The sequence below is a fragment of the Nocardia sp. NBC_01499 genome, assembly GCF_045040275.1.
Classification (GTDB): Bacteria; Actinomycetota; Actinomycetes; order Mycobacteriales; family Mycobacteriaceae; genus Nocardia.
In genome coordinates this window covers 434,318-451,742 of the sequence record NZ_CP109426.1, presented here as the reverse complement: position 1 = coordinate 451,742, position 17,425 = coordinate 434,318, and the positions used below count along the sequence as shown (strand labels likewise).

The window sequence follows — 17,425 nt, the reverse complement described above, 5'->3', positions numbered from 1 at the left end:
CGTCAACCCCGTTTGTCGCATTCGCTCATTCGAACTGCGCATCAATAGCGTGCCCTTGCAAGTGTCCGCCGGAGCCGATCAGGTTCCGGCGGCTCACCAGCGTGGAAACGGCACGCACCGGCGCGGCGCTGTCGCGGAACGTGACCGCCCGCAAACGTGCACCGAGTGCCGAAAACCTCAGCGACAAGGCCGTTTTCGCCGCATCGACTGACCGGTCAACCAACGTCACGTGACAACACCCCGGATTACCCCCGTTTCAGTCATGAATCGACGTCGCGAATTCGATCAAACGCAGCAGCCAAAGCCGCAGCACTAAGAGCGATCAGTTGTAGGCTGTGCCCTAGCTCACACCAGCGCGGGTAGCAGCCCTACCCGCGTCGAGCAGGCCATGGGGCGTGTCTGGCCGAGGCGGACAACGACGTCAGCCCGCCTCGGAAGCTGCTGTCCGGTAACGGATAACCCACCCGCAGGCTCCAGCTCGCAAGGGAAGGGCTGGCGCAGACTAAAGGGAGAGCGCAGTCGTGAATATCGAGATGCCCACTCTTGTTCTAGGCGCGATCGCCGCGGCGTTCGCGGTGTTCTCCATCGTCATGGCGGCGCTCGTCGGCCCCAAGCGGTACAACCGAGCCAAGCTCGAGGCGTACGAATGCGGTATCGAACCGACACCGCACGCCATCGCCGGCGGCCCGGGAAACGTGACAGGCCAACGCTTTCCGGTGAAGTACTACCTCACCGCCATGCTGTTCATCATCTTCGACATCGAGATCGTGTTCCTCTACCCGTGGGCAGTGCACTTCGATGCGCTCGGTCTCTTCGGTCTCGCCGCGATGGCGCTGTTCATCTTCAACGTCTCCGTGGCCTACGCCTACGAATGGCGACGCGGCGGCCTGAGCTGGGAGTGACTGCCGCGCAACGTGTTCGGGCGACGAGTGGAAGTGAAGGTTAGTCGGATATGGGGTTAGAGGAAAAACTGCCCAGCGGATTTCTGCTGAGCACGGTCGAGGATTTCGCCGGTTATCTGCGTAAGGGCTCACTGTGGCCCGCCACCTTCGGTCTCGCCTGCTGCGCCATCGAGATGATGGCCACCGGCGCGGGCCGTTTCGACATCGCCCGCTTCGGCATGGAGGCGTTCCGCGCCTCGCCGAGGCAGGCCGATCTGATGATCGTCGCTGGCCGGGTCAGCAACAAGATGGCGCCGGTGCTGCGACAGGTCTACGACCAGATGACCGAACCGAAATGGGTGCTCGCCATGGGCGTGTGCGCGTCCTCGGGTGGCATGTTCAACAACTACGCCATCGTGCAGGGCGTCGACCACGTGGTACCGGTCGACATCTACCTGCCGGGCTGCCCGCCGCGCCCGGAGATGCTGTTGAACGCGATCCTGGCGCTGCACGCCAAGATTCAGGAGATGCCACTCGGCGTCAATCGCGAAGAGGCCGTCAAGGCCGCCGAAGCGGCGGCGCTGGCCTCGACCCCGACCATCCGGATGGAGGGTCTGCTGCGATGACGTTCGATTCCTCCGACAACACCACCGCCACCGCGCACGACGAGATCGACGCGGCCGCGACGGCGGGACCGGAAGGCACCCCGCCCAGCGAGGAGCAGGCCGCCGGCGCCGAGGTGATCGGCGTGCGCCACGGCATGTTCGGTGTCACCGGCTCCGGCGACACCTCCGGCTACGGTGGACTGGTCCGTCCGGTCAGCCTGCCCGGCAGCACACCGGCGCCCTACGGCGGCTACTTCGACGAGATCGTCGACGCACTGCGCACCGCGCTCGGCGCGGCAGGTACCAGGCTCGAGCAGGCGCTGGAGAAGATCGTCGTGTTCCGCGGCGAACTCACCCTGCACGTGCACCGCGAGCACCTGGTCGCCGTCGCGCAGGTGTTGCGTGACCATCCCGCACTGCGTTTCGAGCTGAGCCTCGGCGTCAGCGGCGTGCACTACCCCGAAGACGCGGGCCGCGAACTGCACGCGGTGTACCCGCTCATGTCGATCACGCACAACCGGCGGCTGCGCGTCGAGGTGTCCACCCCCGACGCCGACGCACACATTCCGTCGCTGTACGAGGTGTACCCGACCACCGACTGGCACGAGCGCGAAACCTACGACTTCTTCGGCATCATCTTCGACGGGCACCCCTCGCTCACTCGAATCCTGATGCCCGACGACTGGCGCGGCCACCCCCAGCGCAAGGACTACCCGCTCGGCGGGATCCCGGTCGAGTACAAGGGCGCGCGTATACCGCCGCCCGACGAGCGGAGGGCGTACAACTAATGAACCACACCGACATCCGGCCCGACGTCGAAGGCGACGCTGGGCCGGAACCTACTGTTGTCACCGTCGCGGGACAGGACTGGGAAGAAGTCTCCGATTCGCTGCGCGGCGCGGGCGAGGAACGCATCGTCGTCAACATGGGCCCGCAGCACCCATCCACCCACGGCGTGCTCCGGCTCATCCTCGAGATCGAGGGCGAGACCGTCACCGAGGCGCGCTGCGGCATCGGCTACCTGCACACCGGCATCGAGAAGAACCTCGAATTCCGCAACTGGACCCAGGGCGTCACCTTCGTCACCCGGATGGACTACCTCTCGCCGTTCTTCAACGAGACCGCGTACTGCCTCGGCGTGGAGAAGCTGCTCGACATCACCGAGGCAATTCCGGAGCGGGTCAACATCATTCGGGTCATGCTCATGGAGCTGAACCGGATCTCCTCGCACCTGGTCGCACTGGCCACCGGCGGCATGGAACTCGGCGCGCTCACCCCGATGCTGTTCGGTTTCCGGGAACGCGAACTGATCCTCGACGTGTTCGAGACCATCACCGGCCTGCGCATGAACCACGCCTACATCCGGCCGGGCGGCCTGGCCCAGGATCTGCCCGACGACGGCGTCAGCAAGGTCCGTGAGCTGCTCGAGCTGATGCCCAAGCGGCTCAAGGACATGGAGCAGCTGCTCACCTCGAACCCGATCTGGAAGGCCCGCACGCAGAACGTCGGCTACCTGAACCTGCAGGGCTGCATGGCCCTCGGGATCACCGGCCCGGTGCTGCGCGCCACCGGCCTGCCGCACGATCTGCGCAAGTCCCAGCCCTACTGCGGGTACGAGAACTACGAATTCGACATCCCCACCACCACCGGCTGTGACTGCTACGGCCGCTACGTGATCCGGGTGGACGAGATGAAGGAATCGCTCAAGATCGTCGAACAGTGCCTGGACAAACTGCGTCCCGGCCCGGTCATGGTCGACGACAAGAAGATCGCCTGGCCCGCCGACCTGGAACTGGGCCCGGACGGACTCGGCAACTCCCCCAAGCACATCGGCAAGATCATGGGCACGTCCATGGAGGGACTCATCCACCACTTCAAGCTGGTCACCGAGGGCATCAGGGTGCCTGCGGGTCAGGTGTACACCGCCGTGGAATCACCGCGCGGCGAGCTGGGCGTGCACATGGTCAGCGACGGCGGCACCCGGCCCTACCGGGTGCACTACCGCGACCCCTCGTTCACCAATCTGCAAGCGGTGGCGGCGACGTGTGAGGGCGGCATGGTCGCCGACGTGATCGCCGCGGTCGCCAGCATCGACCCCGTCATGGGCGGAGTGGACCGATGACCGAGATCATGCTCAAACTCAGTACCCGGCCAGAACCGTTCCAGCCGTTCGTGCGCGAGCGACTCGAACTCGATTCCAAAGAGATCATCGGCCGCTACCCGGAGCCACGCTCGGCGCTGCTGCCGCTGCTGCACCTGGTCCAGGCCGAGGAGGGCTGTGTCACCGGCACCGGCATCGACTTCTGCGCCGACCAGCTGGGATTGACCGGCGCCGAGGTCACCGCGGTGGCCACGTTCTACTCGATGTACCGGCGCACCCCGACCGGCGACTACCACGTCGGGGTGTGCACCAACACGCTGTGCGCGGTCATGGGCGGCGACGCCATCCTTTCCGCGCTGGAACGCCATCTCGGCATCGGCCACGGTGACACCACCGCGGACGGGAAGATCACCCTCGAGCACGTCGAGTGCAACGCGGCCTGCGATTTCGCGCCGGTGATCATGGTCAACTGGGAGTTCTTCGACAACCAGACCCCGGAATCGGCTCAGGCACTGGTGGATTCGCTGCGCGCGGGCCAGCAGGTGCGCCCGACCCGTGGCGCGCCGCTGTGCACGTTCAAGGAGACCGCGCGCATCCTCGCCGGTTTCCCCGACGAACGCCCCGGCGTCCTCGACGGCGCGGCGGGCGAGGCTACCCTGGCCGGACTGTATGCCGCCCGCGAACAGAACATGAATGCTCCTGGACCGCAACAGGATTCGGAGGGCGCCTGAATGACGCTCACACCCGTACTCAGCAGGTACTGGGACGACCCGCAGTCGTGGACGATGGACACCTACCGCCGCCACGACGGCTACCGGGCGCTGCGCAAGGCGCTGGCGATGGAGCCCGACCAGGTCATCCAAACCGTCAAGGACGCCGGCCTGCGCGGCCGCGGCGGCGCGGGCTTCCCGACGGGCATGAAGTGGAGCTTCATCCCGCAGGGCAGCGGACCCGACGGCGTCACCAAACCGCACTACATGGTGGTCAACGCCGACGAGTCCGAACCCGGTACGTGTAAAGACATTCCGCTGATGCTGTCGAGCCCGCACGCGTTGATCGAGGGCATCATCATCGGCTCCTACGCCATCCGTGCCGCGCACGCGTTCATCTACGTGCGCGGTGAAGTGGTGCCGGTGCTGCGCCGACTGCAAGCCGCGGTCGCGCAGGCCTACGAGGCGGGGTTCCTGGGCCGCAACATTCTCGGTTCCGGCTACGACCTCGAACTCATCGTGCACGCCGGAGCGGGCGCCTACATCTGCGGTGAGGAAACCGCGCTGCTGGATTCCCTGGAGGGTCGCCGCGGTCAGCCGCGCCTGCGTCCGCCGTTCCCCGCCGTCGCCGGTCTGTATGCCTGCCCGACCGTGGTGAACAACGTGGAATCCATTGCCTCCGTGCCGCCGATCATCCTCAACGGCACCGCCTGGTTCCGCTCGATGGGCAGCGAGAAGTCCCCCGGCTTCACCCTCTACTCGCTGTCGGGGCACGTGAATCGGCCAGGACAGTACGAGGCGCCGCTCGGGGTCACCCTGCGCGAACTGCTCGGCTACGCCGGTGGTGTGCGCACCGGGCACACGGTGAAGTTCTGGACCCCCGGCGGCTCGTCGACCCCGCTGTTCACCGACGCGCACCTGGATGTGCCGCTCGACTACGAGGGTGTCGCCACGGCCGGATCCATGTTGGGCACCAAGGCATTACAGATCTTCGACGACACCACCTGTGTGGTGCGCGCGGTGCTGCGCTGGACCGAGTTCTACATGCACGAATCCTGCGGCAAATGCACCCCGTGCCGGGAAGGCACGTACTGGCTGGTGCAACTGCTGCAACGGATCGAGTCCGGGCGGGGCACCGAATCGGATCTGGACAAGCTGCTCGATATCAGCGACACCATCAACGGCAAGTCGTTCTGCGCGCTCGGCGACGGCGCGGCCAGCCCGATCATCTCGTCGCTGCAGTACTTCCGCGACGAGTACGTCGACCACATCGCCACCGGCGGCTGCCCGTTCGATCCGGCGCGGTCCACCGCGTGGGCGAACGGCGTTGGGGCCGGGGCGCATTCGCGCGATCAGGACACGGAAGGAGTGCGATGACCGCCACTGTGAATGCGAATACCAGCGGGGTTGTTCCGGCTGACCTGGTGACCGTCACTATCGACGACACGACGGTCAGTGTGCCCGCGGGGACCTTGGTGATCCGGGCCGCCGAGTTGATCGGCATCCAGATCCCGCGTTTCTGTGACCATCCGCTGCTCGACCCGGTCGGTGCCTGCCGTCAGTGCATCGTCGAGGTGGAAGGCCAGCGCAAGCCGGTCGCATCCTGCACGATGACCGTCACCGACGGCATGGTGGTGCGCACCCAGCTCACCTCCGCGGTCGCCGACAAGGCGCAAGAGGGCGTGATGGAGCTGCTGCTCATCAATCACCCCCTCGACTGCCCGGTGTGTGACAAGGGCGGTGAATGCCCGCTGCAGAACCAGGCGATGTCCACCGGCCGCACCGAATCCCGCTTCGAGGGGGAAAAGCGCACCTATCCCAAGCCGATTCCGCTGTCCAGCGCGGTGCTGCTGGACCGGGAACGCTGTGTGCTGTGCGCGCGCTGCACTCGCTTCTCCCAGCAGGTCGCCGGTGACCCGTTCATCGAACTGCTCGAACGTGGTGCGCTGCAGCAGGTCGGCACCGCGCAGGCCGAACCGCTGGATTCCTACTTCTCCGGCAACACCGTGCAGGTCTGCCCGGTCGGCGCGCTGACCGGCACCAGCTACCGGTTCCGTGCCCGCCCGTTCGACCTGGTGTCGAGCCCGAATGTGTGCGAACACTGCGCATCCGGGTGCGCCCAACGCACCGATCACCGCCGCGGCAAGGTACTTCGCCGGCTGGCCGGGGACGACCCGCAGGTCAACGAGGAATGGAACTGCGACAAGGGCCGCTGGGCCTTCGCCTACGCGACCGAACGCGACCGGCTCACCACGCCACTGGTCCGCGGCTGGGACGGCAACCTCGCACCCGCCTCCTGGTCGGAGGCACTCGCCGCGGCCGCGGAGGGATTGGCTGCCGCGTTCGGCAGCGCGGGTGTGCTCGTCGGCGGCCGGGTCACCGAGGAGGACGCCTACACCTACGGCAAGTTCGCGCGAATCGCGTTGGGCACCAACGACGTCGACTTCCGCGCCAGGGTGCACTCGGCCGAAGAAGCCGACTTCCTCGCCGCGCGCATCGCGGGCCAGGGCATGACGGTCAACTACGACAACCTCGAGACCGCGCCGATCGTGCTGCTCGTCGGATTCGAGCCGGAGGAAGAATCGCCGATCGTCTACCTGCGGCTGCGCAAGGCCGCGCGCAAGCGTCGCCTGCCGATCTACTCGCTGGCCCCGTACTCCTCGCGTGGACTGGACCGCATGTCGGGCAAGCTGATGCAGGCCATGCCCGGTGCCGAACCGCACCTGCTCGAGGCCGTGCGCACCGGCGAAACATCTACTCCCGGAGCTGATCCCACGCAGATCGCCGATGTGACGCGACTGCTGCGTGAGCCAGGTGCGGTGATCATGGTCGGTGAGCGGATGGCCGGAATCCCCGGTGCGTTGTCCGCGGCCGTCCGGCTCGCCGATGAGACCGGTGCCGCGCTGGCGTGGGTGCCTCGTCGCGCGGGTGAGCGTGGCGCGGTCGAGGCCGGTGCACTGCCCGGCCTGCTGCCCGGTGGCCGTCCGGTGGCGGATCCGCTTGCCCGCCAACAGGTTCGGGCCGTATGGAATGTGCCGGACCTGCCGGTCACCGCCGGTCGTGACACCACCGCCATCCTGGAGGCCGCACCCGGTCTCGGGGCGCTGGTGATCGGTGGCGTCGACGTCGTCGACCTGCCGGACCCGAACGGCGCGCTGGCCGCCATCGACGCCGCACGGTTCGTGGTCAGCCTCGAACAGCGGCACAGCGCGGTCACCGACCGCGCCGACGTCGTGTTCCCGGTCGCCACGGCCATGGAGAAGTCCGGCACCTTCCGCAACTGGGAGGGCAGGCCGCGCCCGTTCGCGGCCGCGCTCGGCGATGACATGGTGCGCCGCCAATCCGCCCCGCTCTCGGATCAGCGTGTGCTGCACGCGATCGCCGACGAGATGAAGGTGCGCCTCGGCCTGCCCGACACCGACACGGCGCGCGCCGAACTCGCCGAACTCGGCGCGTGGGACGGCACGGCCGTCGCGCCGCCCGCACACCGGCCGCACCCGCTGACCCAGCCAGGCCCCGGCACCGCGGTGTTGGCCAGCTGGCGGATGCTGCTCGACCTCGGCCGTCTCCAAGAGGGCGAACCCAACCTGGCCGGCATCGCCCGCACACCGGTGGTCCGGCTCGCTGCCGCGACGGCCGCCGAAATCGGTGCCGCGGCACACGATCTGGTGACCGTGGCCAGCGAGCACGGCACCGTCACGCTGCCGCTGGTGATCACCGACCTGCCCGACCGAGTGGTCTGGCTGCCGCAGCACTCACCGGGCAGCTCGATCGCCCAGCAGTTGGCCACCCAGCCCGGCGGCGTCGTGCAGTTGCGGCGGGCCGACGAGAGGATGAAGGAGCACAGGCATGAGTGACCTCAGTTTGTTCGGCCACGACCCCCTGTGGCTTGTTATCGGTAAGTCCGTCGCCATCTTCATCTTCCTGCTGCTCATCCCGATGATCGCGGTGGTCGCGGAACGAAAGATCGTGGCGCGCATGCAGATGCGCATCGGACCGAACCGGATCGGCCCGTACGGCATGCTGCAGAGCATCGCCGACGGCGTCAAGATGGCGCTCAAGGAAGACATCATCCCGGCCATCGTCGACAAGCCGATCTTCATCATGGCCCCGATCATCTCGCTGATCCCGGCCGTGATGGCGTTCGCGGTGATCCCGTTCGGGCCAGAGGTTTCCGTCTTCGGCCACCACACCGCGCTGCAACTGACCGATATGCCGGTGGCGGTGCTCTACATCCTCGCGATCACCTCGATCGGCGTGTACGGGATCGTGCTCGCCGGATGGTCGTCGGGTTCCACCTATCCGCTGCTGGGCGGGCTGCGTTCGACCGCGCAGGTGATCTCCTACGAGATCGCGATGGCGCTGTGCTTCGCCACCGTGTTCTTGCTCGGCGGCACCATGTCCACCTCGGGCATCGTGGCCGCACAGCACAACACCTGGTACGTCTTCCTGCTGCTGCCCTCGTTCCTCATCTACTGCGTGTCCATGGTCGGTGAGACCAACCGGGCACCGTTCGACCTGCCCGAGGCCGAGGGCGAGCTGGTCGGCGGCTTCCACACCGAGTACTCCTCGCTGAAGTTCGCCATGTTCATGATGGCCGAATACATCAACATGGCAACGGTTTCCGCGCTCGCCACCACCCTGTTCCTCGGCGGCTGGCACGCGCCGTGGCCGCTCAGCCTGTGGGCGGGCGCCAATACCGGCTGGTGGCCGGTGCTGTGGTTCACCGCCAAGGTGTGGGGCTTCCTGTTCGTGTTCATCTGGTTGCGCGGCACACTGCCCCGCCTGCGCTACGACCAGTTCATGAACCTCGGCTGGAAGCTGCTGATCCCGACCTCGCTGCTGTGGGTCATGCTGGTCGGCGGTGCCAGGGTGTTGCAGGCCGAGGGCTACCACGTGCAGACCGTGGTGCTCGTCATCGGCGGACTGCTGGTCTCCGCGCTGATGGTGGGAACGTTCCTGCGCGCCGGACGCAAGGGTGGCGCGCCGCCACCGGTCGAGCCGGAGCCGAGTTCGGATTCGGCTGTGTTCCTCGGCTTCCCGACACCGCCGCTGCCCGAACATCCCCGCGAGGTCGCCAAGTCGGGCCTGTTCGATCCGCTGGCCGGGTTCCTGGTCACCGCGGCGACCATGTTCAAAAAGCCCAACACCGAGTTCTATCCGGAACAGAAGGTGCCGACCGCGCCGCGCTACCACGGGCGTCATCAGCTCAACCGGCACCCGGACGGGCTGGAGAAGTGCATCGGCTGCGAGCTGTGCGCCTGGGCCTGCCCCGCCGACGCCATCTTCGTCGAAGGCGCGGACAACACCGAGACCGAACGCTTCTCGCCCGGTGAACGCTACGGGCAGGTCTATCAGATCAACTACCTGCGCTGCATCGGCTGCGGCCTGTGCATCGAGGCGTGCCCGACGCGGGCGCTGACCATGACCAACGACTACGAGATGACCGACGACAACCGCGCCGCGCTCATCTACGAGAAGGACCGGCTGCTCGCGCCGCTGCAGCCGGGCATGACCGCGCCACCGCACGCCATGCATCCCGGCACCGACGAGGCCGACTACTACCTGGGCAACGTGCTCGGCAGTATCCGAGAACCCAACGGCGGCAACGGAACCCCGGCGCCGGACAGTCCGAAACAGCCCGCCGCCGTTGGCGTGGAAGGAGGCGTGCGGTGAACGAACTGATCCTTGCCGCCGAGCCGCTCACCCGAACCTCCACCGGAGAAGCGGTGGACTTCTGGGTGCTCGCGCCGCTGGCCGTGGTCGGCGCGCTCGGCATGGTATTCGCCCGCAAGGCAGTGCATTCCGCGATCTGCCTGGCCGCGACCATGATCGTGCTCGCCGTGTTCTACATGGCACAGGACGCGCTGTTCCTCGGCGTCGTGCAGATCGTCGTCTACACCGGCGCGGTCATGATGCTGTTCCTGTTCGTGCTCATGCTCGTCGGTGTCGACTCCACCGAATCGCTGAAGGAGAACCTGCGCGGCCAGCAACTCGCCGCGGCGGCCGTCGGCATCGGCTTCGGGCTGCTGCTGATCAGCGGTATCGCCCGCGGCATCCGGGAATCCGGAATCTCGTTCCCCGCAACCGGTTTCACCGGACGTGACGTGATCGGCGAGCTCGCCGAGCTGATCTTCGTCCGCTACGTGTGGGCGTTCGAACTCACCGGCGCGCTGCTCATCACCGCCACCATCGGCGCGATGGTGCTCGCGCACCGCGAGCAGTTCGGTCCGAAGATCGGGCAGCGGGAGATGTCGGTGCGCCGGTTCCGCGAGGCGGGCCACCGGGCCACCCCGCTGCCGACACCGGGCGTCTACGCCAGGCACAACGCGGTCGACATTCCGGCCAGGCTGCCCGACGGATCCTTCGAGGAACTGTCGGTCAGCACCATCCTGCGGCACCGCCGCACCCGGGCGCTCGCCGAAGCGGCCGTCATCTCGGTCGCGGAGCCTGCGGCGCCCGCGCCCGAGAACCAGAGCGACGAGGAAGGCAACCGGTGAATCCCCAGAACTACCTGTTCCTGTCCGCCCTGCTGTTCACCATCGGCGCCGCCGGGGTGCTGCTGCGGCGCAACGCCATCGTGGTGTTCATGTGCATCGAGCTGATGCTCAACGCGGTGAACCTCGCGTTCGTCGCCTTCTCCAGGTTGCACGCCAACCTGGACGGTCAGGTGTTCGCGTTCTTCACCATGGTGGTCGCCGCGGCCGAAGTCGTCGTCGGGCTCGCCATCATCATGACCATCTTCCGCGCCCGTCGCTCGACCTCGGTCGACGACGCCAACCTGCTGAAGTTCTGAGATGGAGACGGCTACGCTCTGGCTGCTGCCTGCCCTGCCCCTCGCAGGCGCCGTAATCCTTCTGCTCACCGGTCGTTTCAGCGACAAGTGGGGCCACCTGCTCGGGACCCTGATGGCGCTTGCCGCGTTCGTGGTCGCCGGGATCGGGTTCTTCGACATGCTCGGGCGCGACACCGGGCAGCGCGGCATCCACACCGACCTGTTCAGCTGGGTTCCGGTGGCCGGGCTGCAGGCCGACTTCAGCCTCCAATTGGACCAGCTGTCCATGTGTTTCGCGCTGCTGATCACCGGCGTCGGCTCGCTGATCCACATCTACTCCGTCGGCTACATGAGCCACGACCCGGGACGGCGGCGATTCTTCGCCTACCTCAACCTGTTCCTGGCGGCCATGCTGCTGCTGGTGCTTGCGAACAACTACCTGGTGCTCTACCTCGGCTGGGAAGGCGTCGGTTTGGCGTCCTACCTGCTGATCGGGTTCTGGTTCCACAAGCCCTCGGCGGCAACGGCGGCCAAGAAGGCGTTCGTGGTCAACCGGGTCGGTGACATGGGGTTGGCGATCGCCATGTTCGTCATGTTCTCGACGTTCGGGTCGATCAACTTCACCGACGTGTTCGCGGGTGCGCCGCGGGCCGGGGAAGGGACGCTGACCGCGATCGGGTTGCTGCTGTTGCTCGCCGCGTGCGGTAAGTCCGCGCAGGTGCCGCTGCAGTCCTGGCTCGGGGACGCGATGGAAGGTCCGACTCCGGTGTCGGCACTCATCCACGCGGCCACCATGGTGACCGCGGGTGTGTATCTGATCGCGCGGTCCGGGCCGATCTTCGATCTGGCACCGAATGCGCGACTCGGTGTTGTTCTGGTCGGCGCGGTGACATTGCTGTTCGGTGCGATCGTCGGCTGTGCGAAGGACGACATCAAGAAGGCACTGGCCGCGTCGACCATGAGCCAGATCGGGTACATGATGCTGGCCGCTGGTCTCGGTCCGGCCGGGTACGCGTTCGCGATCATGCATCTGCTCACCCACGGGTTCTTCAAGGCCGGGCTGTTCCTCGGGGCCGGTTCGGTGATGCACGCGATGAACGACGAGACCGATATGCGCCGCTACGGCGGACTGCGCAAGCTGCTGCCGGTCACCTATGTCACCTTCGGGCTCGGGTATCTCGCGATCATCGGGGTGCCGCCGTTCGCCGGGTTCTTCTCCAAGGACAAGATCATCGAGGCGGCGTTCAACCAAGGTGGCGCAAACGGTTTGGCGCTGGGCACGGTGACGTTGCTCGGTGCGGGGCTCACCGCGTTCTACATGACGCGGGTCATGGTGATGACGTTCTTCGGCGAACGTCGCTGGCAGCCTGATACTCACCCGCACGAATCTCCGGCGGTGATGACCGGGCCGATGATTCTGCTGGCCATCGGATCGGTCGCGGCGGGCGGGTTGTTCGCCTTCGGTTCCTCGCTGCAGAACTGGCTCGAACCGGTGGTCGGTGCCCATCACGGCGAGGAAACCGTCCCGGCCGGTGTCGTCACGGCGCTCGCGCTGATGGTGGTCGCCATCGGAGTCGGGTTCGCCTACTACCAGTACGCACAGCGCGCGATCCCGGAGACCGCGCCGGAAGCGGTGTCCGCGTTGACCATCGCGGCCCGCAAGGACCTCTACGCTGACGCGTTCAACGAGGGGGCCCTGATGCGGCCGGGCAGCTACCTGACCCGCGCGCTGGTGTTCCTCGACAACCGGGGTATCGACGGGATCGTCAACGGGACGGCCGCGCTGATCGGTGGGTTGTCCGCTCGAATCCGGCGCGTGCAATCCGGGTTCGTGCGGTCCTATGCCCTGTCCATGTTCACCGGCGCGGCCCTGGTGGCTGCCGCCCTGCTGGCAGTGAGGTTGTGGTGACGGACTTTCCCTGGTTGACCACTCTGTGGTTGGCGCCCGCGATCGGCGCGGCCATCGTGTTGATGCTGCCCGCCTCGCAACGGATCTTCGCGCGGTGCCTTGCGCTGGCGGTGTCGGTGCTGGTGCTGGTGTTCGCCGTCGTGCTCGCGGTGCGCTTCGAACCCGGTGGGGCGCAGTACCAGTTCGTCGAGAACCACGAGTGGATACCGGCCTTCGGCGCCGGATACACCGTCGGGATCGACGGGATCGCGCTGGTGCTTGTGCTGCTCACCACCGTGCTTGTGCCGCTGCTGATCCTGGCGGGCTGGCACGACGAGCGTGAGGTCGGCAGTGGGCGGCGGGTGTCGCACACCTATGTCGCGCTGACCCTGCTCGTCGAGGCGATGGTGCTGATTTCGTTTGTCTCGCTCGACATTCTGCTGTTCTACGTGTTCTTCGAAGCCATGTTGATTCCGATGTACTTCCTCATCGGCGGCTTCGGACCGCGGTCGGCGAATCTGGAACTGCGTCAGCAGCGGTCGCGGGCCGCGGTGAAGTTCCTGCTGTACAACCTGTTCGGCGGGCTGATCATGCTTGCCGCGGTGATCGGGTTGTATGTGGTCACCGCGCGCGACGGGCTCGGTGGCGGATCGGCGGGCACCTTCGACTTCCGCATGGTGGTCGCCGCGGCCAACTCCGGACACCTCAGCGCGGCACCCGCGGTGCTCAACGCGCTGTTCCTCGGATTCATGTTCGCGTTCGCGGTGAAGGCGCCGCTGTGGCCGCTGCACACCTGGCTGCCCGACGCCGCCGTCGCCGCGACACCGTCGAGTGCGGTGCTGATGATGGCGGTGGTCGACAAGGTCGGCACCTTCGGCATGCTGCGCTACTGCCTGATGCTGTTTCCCGACGCGTCGAGTACCTATGCGCCGCTGGTGATCACCCTCGCGGTGATCGGCATCATCTACGGTGCGCTGCTGGCCATCGGGCAGACCGATGTGATGCGGTTGATCGCCTACACCTCGATCTCGCACTTCGGATTCATCATCCTCGGCATCTTCGCGATGACCAGTCAGGGCCAGACCGGTGCGACGCTGTACATGGTCAACCACGGCATCTCCACCGCCGCGCTGTTCCTGATCGCGGGCTTTCTGGTGTCGCGGCGCGGGACTCGGCTCATCGCCGACTTCGGCGGCGTGCAGAAGGTGGCGCCGATACTCGCAGGCACCTTCTTCATCTCCGGCCTTGCCACCCTCTCGTTGCCCGGGCTCGCGCCGTTCATCAGCGAATTCCTGGTGCTGGTCGGCACATTCAGCCGCTACCAGTTCGCCGCGATCATCGCGACCGGCGCGCTGGTGCTCGCGGCGCTCTACATCCTGTGGATGTATCAGCGGATGATGACCGGGCCGGTCAAGGACGGCAACGAACGCATATACGACCTGGTGCCCCGCGAACTCGCGGTGGTGGTGCCGTTGATCGCGGCGCTGCTGTTCCTCGGTGTCTATCCGAAACCGATCCTTGACTTCATCAACCCCGCGGTGAGCCAGACGTTGACCACCATCGGCAAGCACGACCCAGCACCGGCGGTGCCCGCGCTGCCCGAGGCGGGTAAGGCCGACCATCCCGGAGGTGTCCACAAATGAGTCGCACCAGTGTTCGCGTCGCCATCGCTCTCATCGTCGCGGGGCTGCTCGCCGCGGTGATCTCCTTCTCGAGGACGGCCTAAGTGACTTCCTTGGACTACGGAACAACCCTCGCCGCAACGATTCCGGCGCCGAGCATCGAATACGGGCATCTTTCGCCGATGTTGATCGTGTTCGGTGTCGCGGTGGTCAGCGTGCTGGTCGAGGCGTTCATGGGGCGGCGGTTCCGGTTCGGCGCGCAGTTGTTGTTGAGCGTCGTCGGGTTGATCGGCGCGCTGGTCGCGGTGATCGTGCTGGCGGGGACCTCGGCCACCGCGGTGGGCGGTGCGGTCGCGGTGGACGGGGTGACGCTGTTTTTGCAGGGCACCATTCTGGTGGTGGCGATCCTCGGGGTGCTGTTCATGGGCGAGCGCGGTGCCGAGCCGCGGGTCCAGGCGCGCAGCGGGCCGGGGACCTGGAGTGTGGCCGCGGCAACGCTCGGGCGCGGGGTGGATGCGTTTACGCCGCAGGCCTCTTCGGTGCCGGGCAGTGCGATGGAGCGGACCGCGTTGCGGGCGGGGATCGCGACGACCGAGGTGTTCCCGTTGACGCTGCTCGCGGTCGGCGGGTTGCTGCTGTTCCCGGCGTCCAACGATCTGCTCACCATGTTCGTCGCGCTCGAAGTGTTGTCGCTGCCGCTGTATCTGCTGTGCGGGCTTGCCCGGCGCAAGCGGCTGCTGTCGCAGGAAGCGGCGCTGAAGTACTTCCTGCTCGGCGCGTTCTCCTCGGCGTTCTTCCTCTACGGTGTCGCGCTGCTGTACGGGCAGGCCGGGACGGTCAAGCTGGCCGGGATCGCCGATGCCATTGCCCAGCACCCGGATAACGCGATGCTCGCGCTGCTCGGGGTGGCGCTGCTGTCGGTCGGGCTGCTGTTCAAGATCGGCACGGTGCCGTTCCAGTCCTGGGTGCCCGATGTGTATCAGGGTGCGCCGACACCGATTACGGCGTTCATGGCGGCGGCGACCAAGATCGCGGCAGTCGGTGCGTTGTTGCGCGTGCTGCAGGTCGCGGTGCCCGGGTTGCGTGACGACTGGCGGCCGGTGCTTTCCGCCATCGCCATCGCGACCATGGCGGTCGGCGCGGTCATGGCGATCACGCAGACCGACGTCAAACGGATGCTCGCGTATTCGTCTGTCGCGCATGCCGGTTTCATCCTGACCGGGCTGGTCGCGGCCAACAACAAGGGCGTCTCGGCGATCCTGTTCTACCTGGTCGCCTACGGCATCGGCACCCTCGGCGCGTTCGCCGTGGTCAGCCTCGTCCGCGATGCCTCCGGTGACGAAGCCACCGCGCTGTCGCAGTGGGCCGGACTCGGCCGCCGCTCCCCCTGGCTGGCCAGCGTCTTCGCCCTGTTCCTGCTCTCCTTCGCCGGTCTGCCGTTGACCAGCGGATTCGTCAGCAAGTTCGCCGTTTTCGAAGCCGCGGCCGCCGGCGGTGCCACCTTCCTGGTGATCGTCGGCGTCATCTGCAGCGCCATCGCCGCCTTCTTCTACATCCGCGTCATCGTCCTGATGTTCTTCACCGACCCACCCACCGACGCCCCGATCGTGGTCTCCCCCTTCCTCACCACCACCGTCGTAGCCTTCGGCGCCGGAGCAACCCTCATCCTCGGCATCTTCCCCCAGGTACTCCTCGACCTGGCCGACCGAGCGTCAACCTTCGTCCGCTGAGGTAGTTCTCCCGCCGCGCACCGTTTGTGTGGGCCGCTCACCGCTATACGAGGTGTGCGGGTTCCACAAACGGTGCGCGGCTTCAGTTTTGCCTGGGCCGTCGATCTGCTCGTAGTCGCCCGGCGGCGCGCCCCACCGCCGAGATGTGCACCCTTTCTCGGGATCCGCCCCCACCACGGGCACCAGAAGCGGTGCGACTATTGCCGATAGCGCCCGGCGGGTACCCGATCTACCGGGATCAGGCCCTTCGAGTACCTGCCGGGCGGACTGCGCAGGCTCGCGGGCAAGCTCTCCGACCGTATTCCGGACGGCACCCGAGGCAACAGTCTGCTGCACCGCGGCTCGCTCAGCCTGGAGGAGCGCTACTACGGCAACGCGCGCAGCTTCAGCGACGCCCAATTACGTTCCGTGCTACGCGAATTCCGGCCCGATCAGGACGTCACCGCGCCGATCTACGCGCAGTCACGCGGCTTGGATCCGGTGGCGCGCACGCAGCACTTGGACCTGTTCACCTGGTTCAAGATCATGGGGAACTGGTGGCGGGACCTTCTCGAACTTTGCCGCCACCAGTTCCCCATGATCTTGAACGGGGCGCCGAAACGTGCGCCGCCACGTCATCGAGATCGGCACCCAGAAGTGGTGCGAACTCCCGGAGAACCGGTACAGCCACTGATCCTGGCCTGCGCGCGAAGTTCGGCGACCGGTTGCCAACAGCGCCCCCATTCGAATCGACGAAGTAGATGCGCGGCCAACGGGACATGGTGGCGGGCTTACTCGCACTTTTCCGCCACCAGTTCCCCATGATCTTGAACGGGGCGCCGAAAACGTGCACGAACCCCACGGGCACCACCGCGTCGAGAAGCTCGCTCGCGGGATCCGCACCTACTCCGCAGTACCCAGGTGCGAACCCCCGAGAAACGGTACGGCGGTTGCCGACGCAGCCCATTCAAGATCAACGGGACAGATGCTCGACCAACGGGACATGATGGCGCGCTTACTCGTACTTTTCCGCCACCATGTCCCGTTGGGCGTGAGGCAGCAGTGGCTAGCTTGGCGGTGGTGGGTCCGCTGGCGGGGCCGAGATCGAGGGGAACTGGTGGCGGCGGACTCGAT

14 protein-coding genes and 1 pseudogene are annotated in these 17,425 nt (G+C 66.7%); 14 read left to right on the top strand and 1 reads right to left on the bottom strand.

Annotation, left to right across the window (positions count from 1 at the left end):
- Positions 1-25 precede the first annotated feature (25 nt).
- Positions 26-229: a hypothetical protein gene (locus OG203_RS02020; RefSeq protein ID WP_405163922.1), complete on the bottom strand. Its 204-nt coding sequence runs from the start codon at positions 227-229 to the stop codon at positions 26-28.
- Between the two features lie 304 nt (positions 230-533).
- Here OG203_RS02020 and OG203_RS02015 point away from each other — a divergent pair, with 304 nt between their 5' ends.
- The 14 genes and pseudogenes from OG203_RS02015 to OG203_RS01950 all read left to right on the top strand — a co-directional run.
- A complete protein-coding gene (locus OG203_RS02015) occupies positions 534-902 on the top strand; it encodes an NADH-quinone oxidoreductase subunit A (protein WP_379288787.1) in 369 nt (122 codons plus the stop codon).
- A gap of 50 nt (positions 903-952) precedes the next feature.
- The gene (locus tag OG203_RS02010) at positions 953-1,507 is read left to right on the top strand and encodes an NADH-quinone oxidoreductase subunit B family protein (RefSeq protein WP_135230999.1); all 555 of its coding nucleotides are present in this window, start codon (positions 953-955) and stop codon (positions 1,505-1,507) included.
- Positions 1,504-2,274 carry an NADH-quinone oxidoreductase subunit C gene (locus tag OG203_RS02005; protein ID WP_405163921.1) on the top strand — a complete coding sequence of 257 codons (771 nt, stop codon included), beginning with the start codon at positions 1,504-1,506 and terminating at the stop codon, positions 2,272-2,274. The genes OG203_RS02010 and OG203_RS02005 overlap by 4 nt, the downstream gene beginning before the upstream one ends.
- The gene (nuoD, locus tag OG203_RS02000) at positions 2,274-3,608 is read left to right on the top strand and encodes an NADH dehydrogenase (quinone) subunit D (protein WP_405163920.1); all 1,335 of its coding nucleotides are present in this window, start codon (positions 2,274-2,276) and stop codon (positions 3,606-3,608) included. The genes OG203_RS02005 and nuoD overlap by 1 nt, the downstream gene beginning before the upstream one ends.
- Positions 3,605-4,318 (top strand): NADH-quinone oxidoreductase subunit NuoE, encoded by a 714-nt coding sequence (nuoE, locus tag OG203_RS01995; protein ID WP_405163919.1) that lies wholly within the window; start codon positions 3,605-3,607, stop codon positions 4,316-4,318. The genes nuoD and nuoE overlap by 4 nt, the downstream gene beginning before the upstream one ends.
- The gene (gene nuoF, locus OG203_RS01990; RefSeq protein ID WP_405163918.1) at positions 4,319-5,674 is read left to right on the top strand and encodes an NADH-quinone oxidoreductase subunit NuoF; all 1,356 of its coding nucleotides are present in this window, start codon (positions 4,319-4,321) and stop codon (positions 5,672-5,674) included.
- Positions 5,671-8,154, top strand: coding sequence for an NADH-quinone oxidoreductase subunit G (locus OG203_RS01985; protein WP_405163917.1), 2,484 nt, complete (start codon positions 5,671-5,673; stop codon positions 8,152-8,154). The genes nuoF and OG203_RS01985 overlap by 4 nt, the downstream gene beginning before the upstream one ends.
- Positions 8,147-9,973: an NADH-quinone oxidoreductase subunit NuoH gene (gene nuoH / locus OG203_RS01980; RefSeq protein ID WP_405163916.1), complete on the top strand. Its 1,827-nt coding sequence runs from the start codon at positions 8,147-8,149 to the stop codon at positions 9,971-9,973. Before OG203_RS01985 ends, nuoH begins: the two co-directional genes overlap by 8 nt.
- Positions 9,970-10,797, top strand: a complete 828-nt coding sequence (locus OG203_RS01975; protein ID WP_405163915.1) for an NADH-quinone oxidoreductase subunit J — start codon at positions 9,970-9,972, stop codon at positions 10,795-10,797. Before nuoH ends, OG203_RS01975 begins: the two co-directional genes overlap by 4 nt.
- Complete coding sequence (gene nuoK, locus OG203_RS01970) at positions 10,794-11,093, top strand: NADH-quinone oxidoreductase subunit NuoK (protein ID WP_405163914.1); 300 nt, start codon at positions 10,794-10,796, stop codon at positions 11,091-11,093. Before OG203_RS01975 ends, nuoK begins: the two co-directional genes overlap by 4 nt.
- A gap of 1 nt (position 11,094) precedes the next feature.
- A complete protein-coding gene (gene nuoL / locus OG203_RS01965; protein WP_405163913.1) occupies positions 11,095-12,981 on the top strand; it encodes an NADH-quinone oxidoreductase subunit L in 1,887 nt (628 codons plus the stop codon).
- Positions 12,978-14,603, top strand: coding sequence for an NADH-quinone oxidoreductase subunit M (locus OG203_RS01960; protein WP_405163912.1), 1,626 nt, complete (start codon positions 12,978-12,980; stop codon positions 14,601-14,603). Before nuoL ends, OG203_RS01960 begins: the two co-directional genes overlap by 4 nt.
- Positions 14,604-14,686: 83 nt before the next feature.
- Complete coding sequence (gene nuoN, locus OG203_RS01955) at positions 14,687-16,312, top strand: NADH-quinone oxidoreductase subunit NuoN (protein ID WP_405163911.1); 1,626 nt, start codon at positions 14,687-14,689, stop codon at positions 16,310-16,312.
- A gap of 237 nt (positions 16,313-16,549) precedes the next feature.
- Positions 16,550-16,834 (top strand): annotated as a pseudogene (locus OG203_RS01950) (asparagine synthetase B); the annotation flags it as partial.
- Positions 16,835-17,425 lie beyond the last annotated feature (591 nt).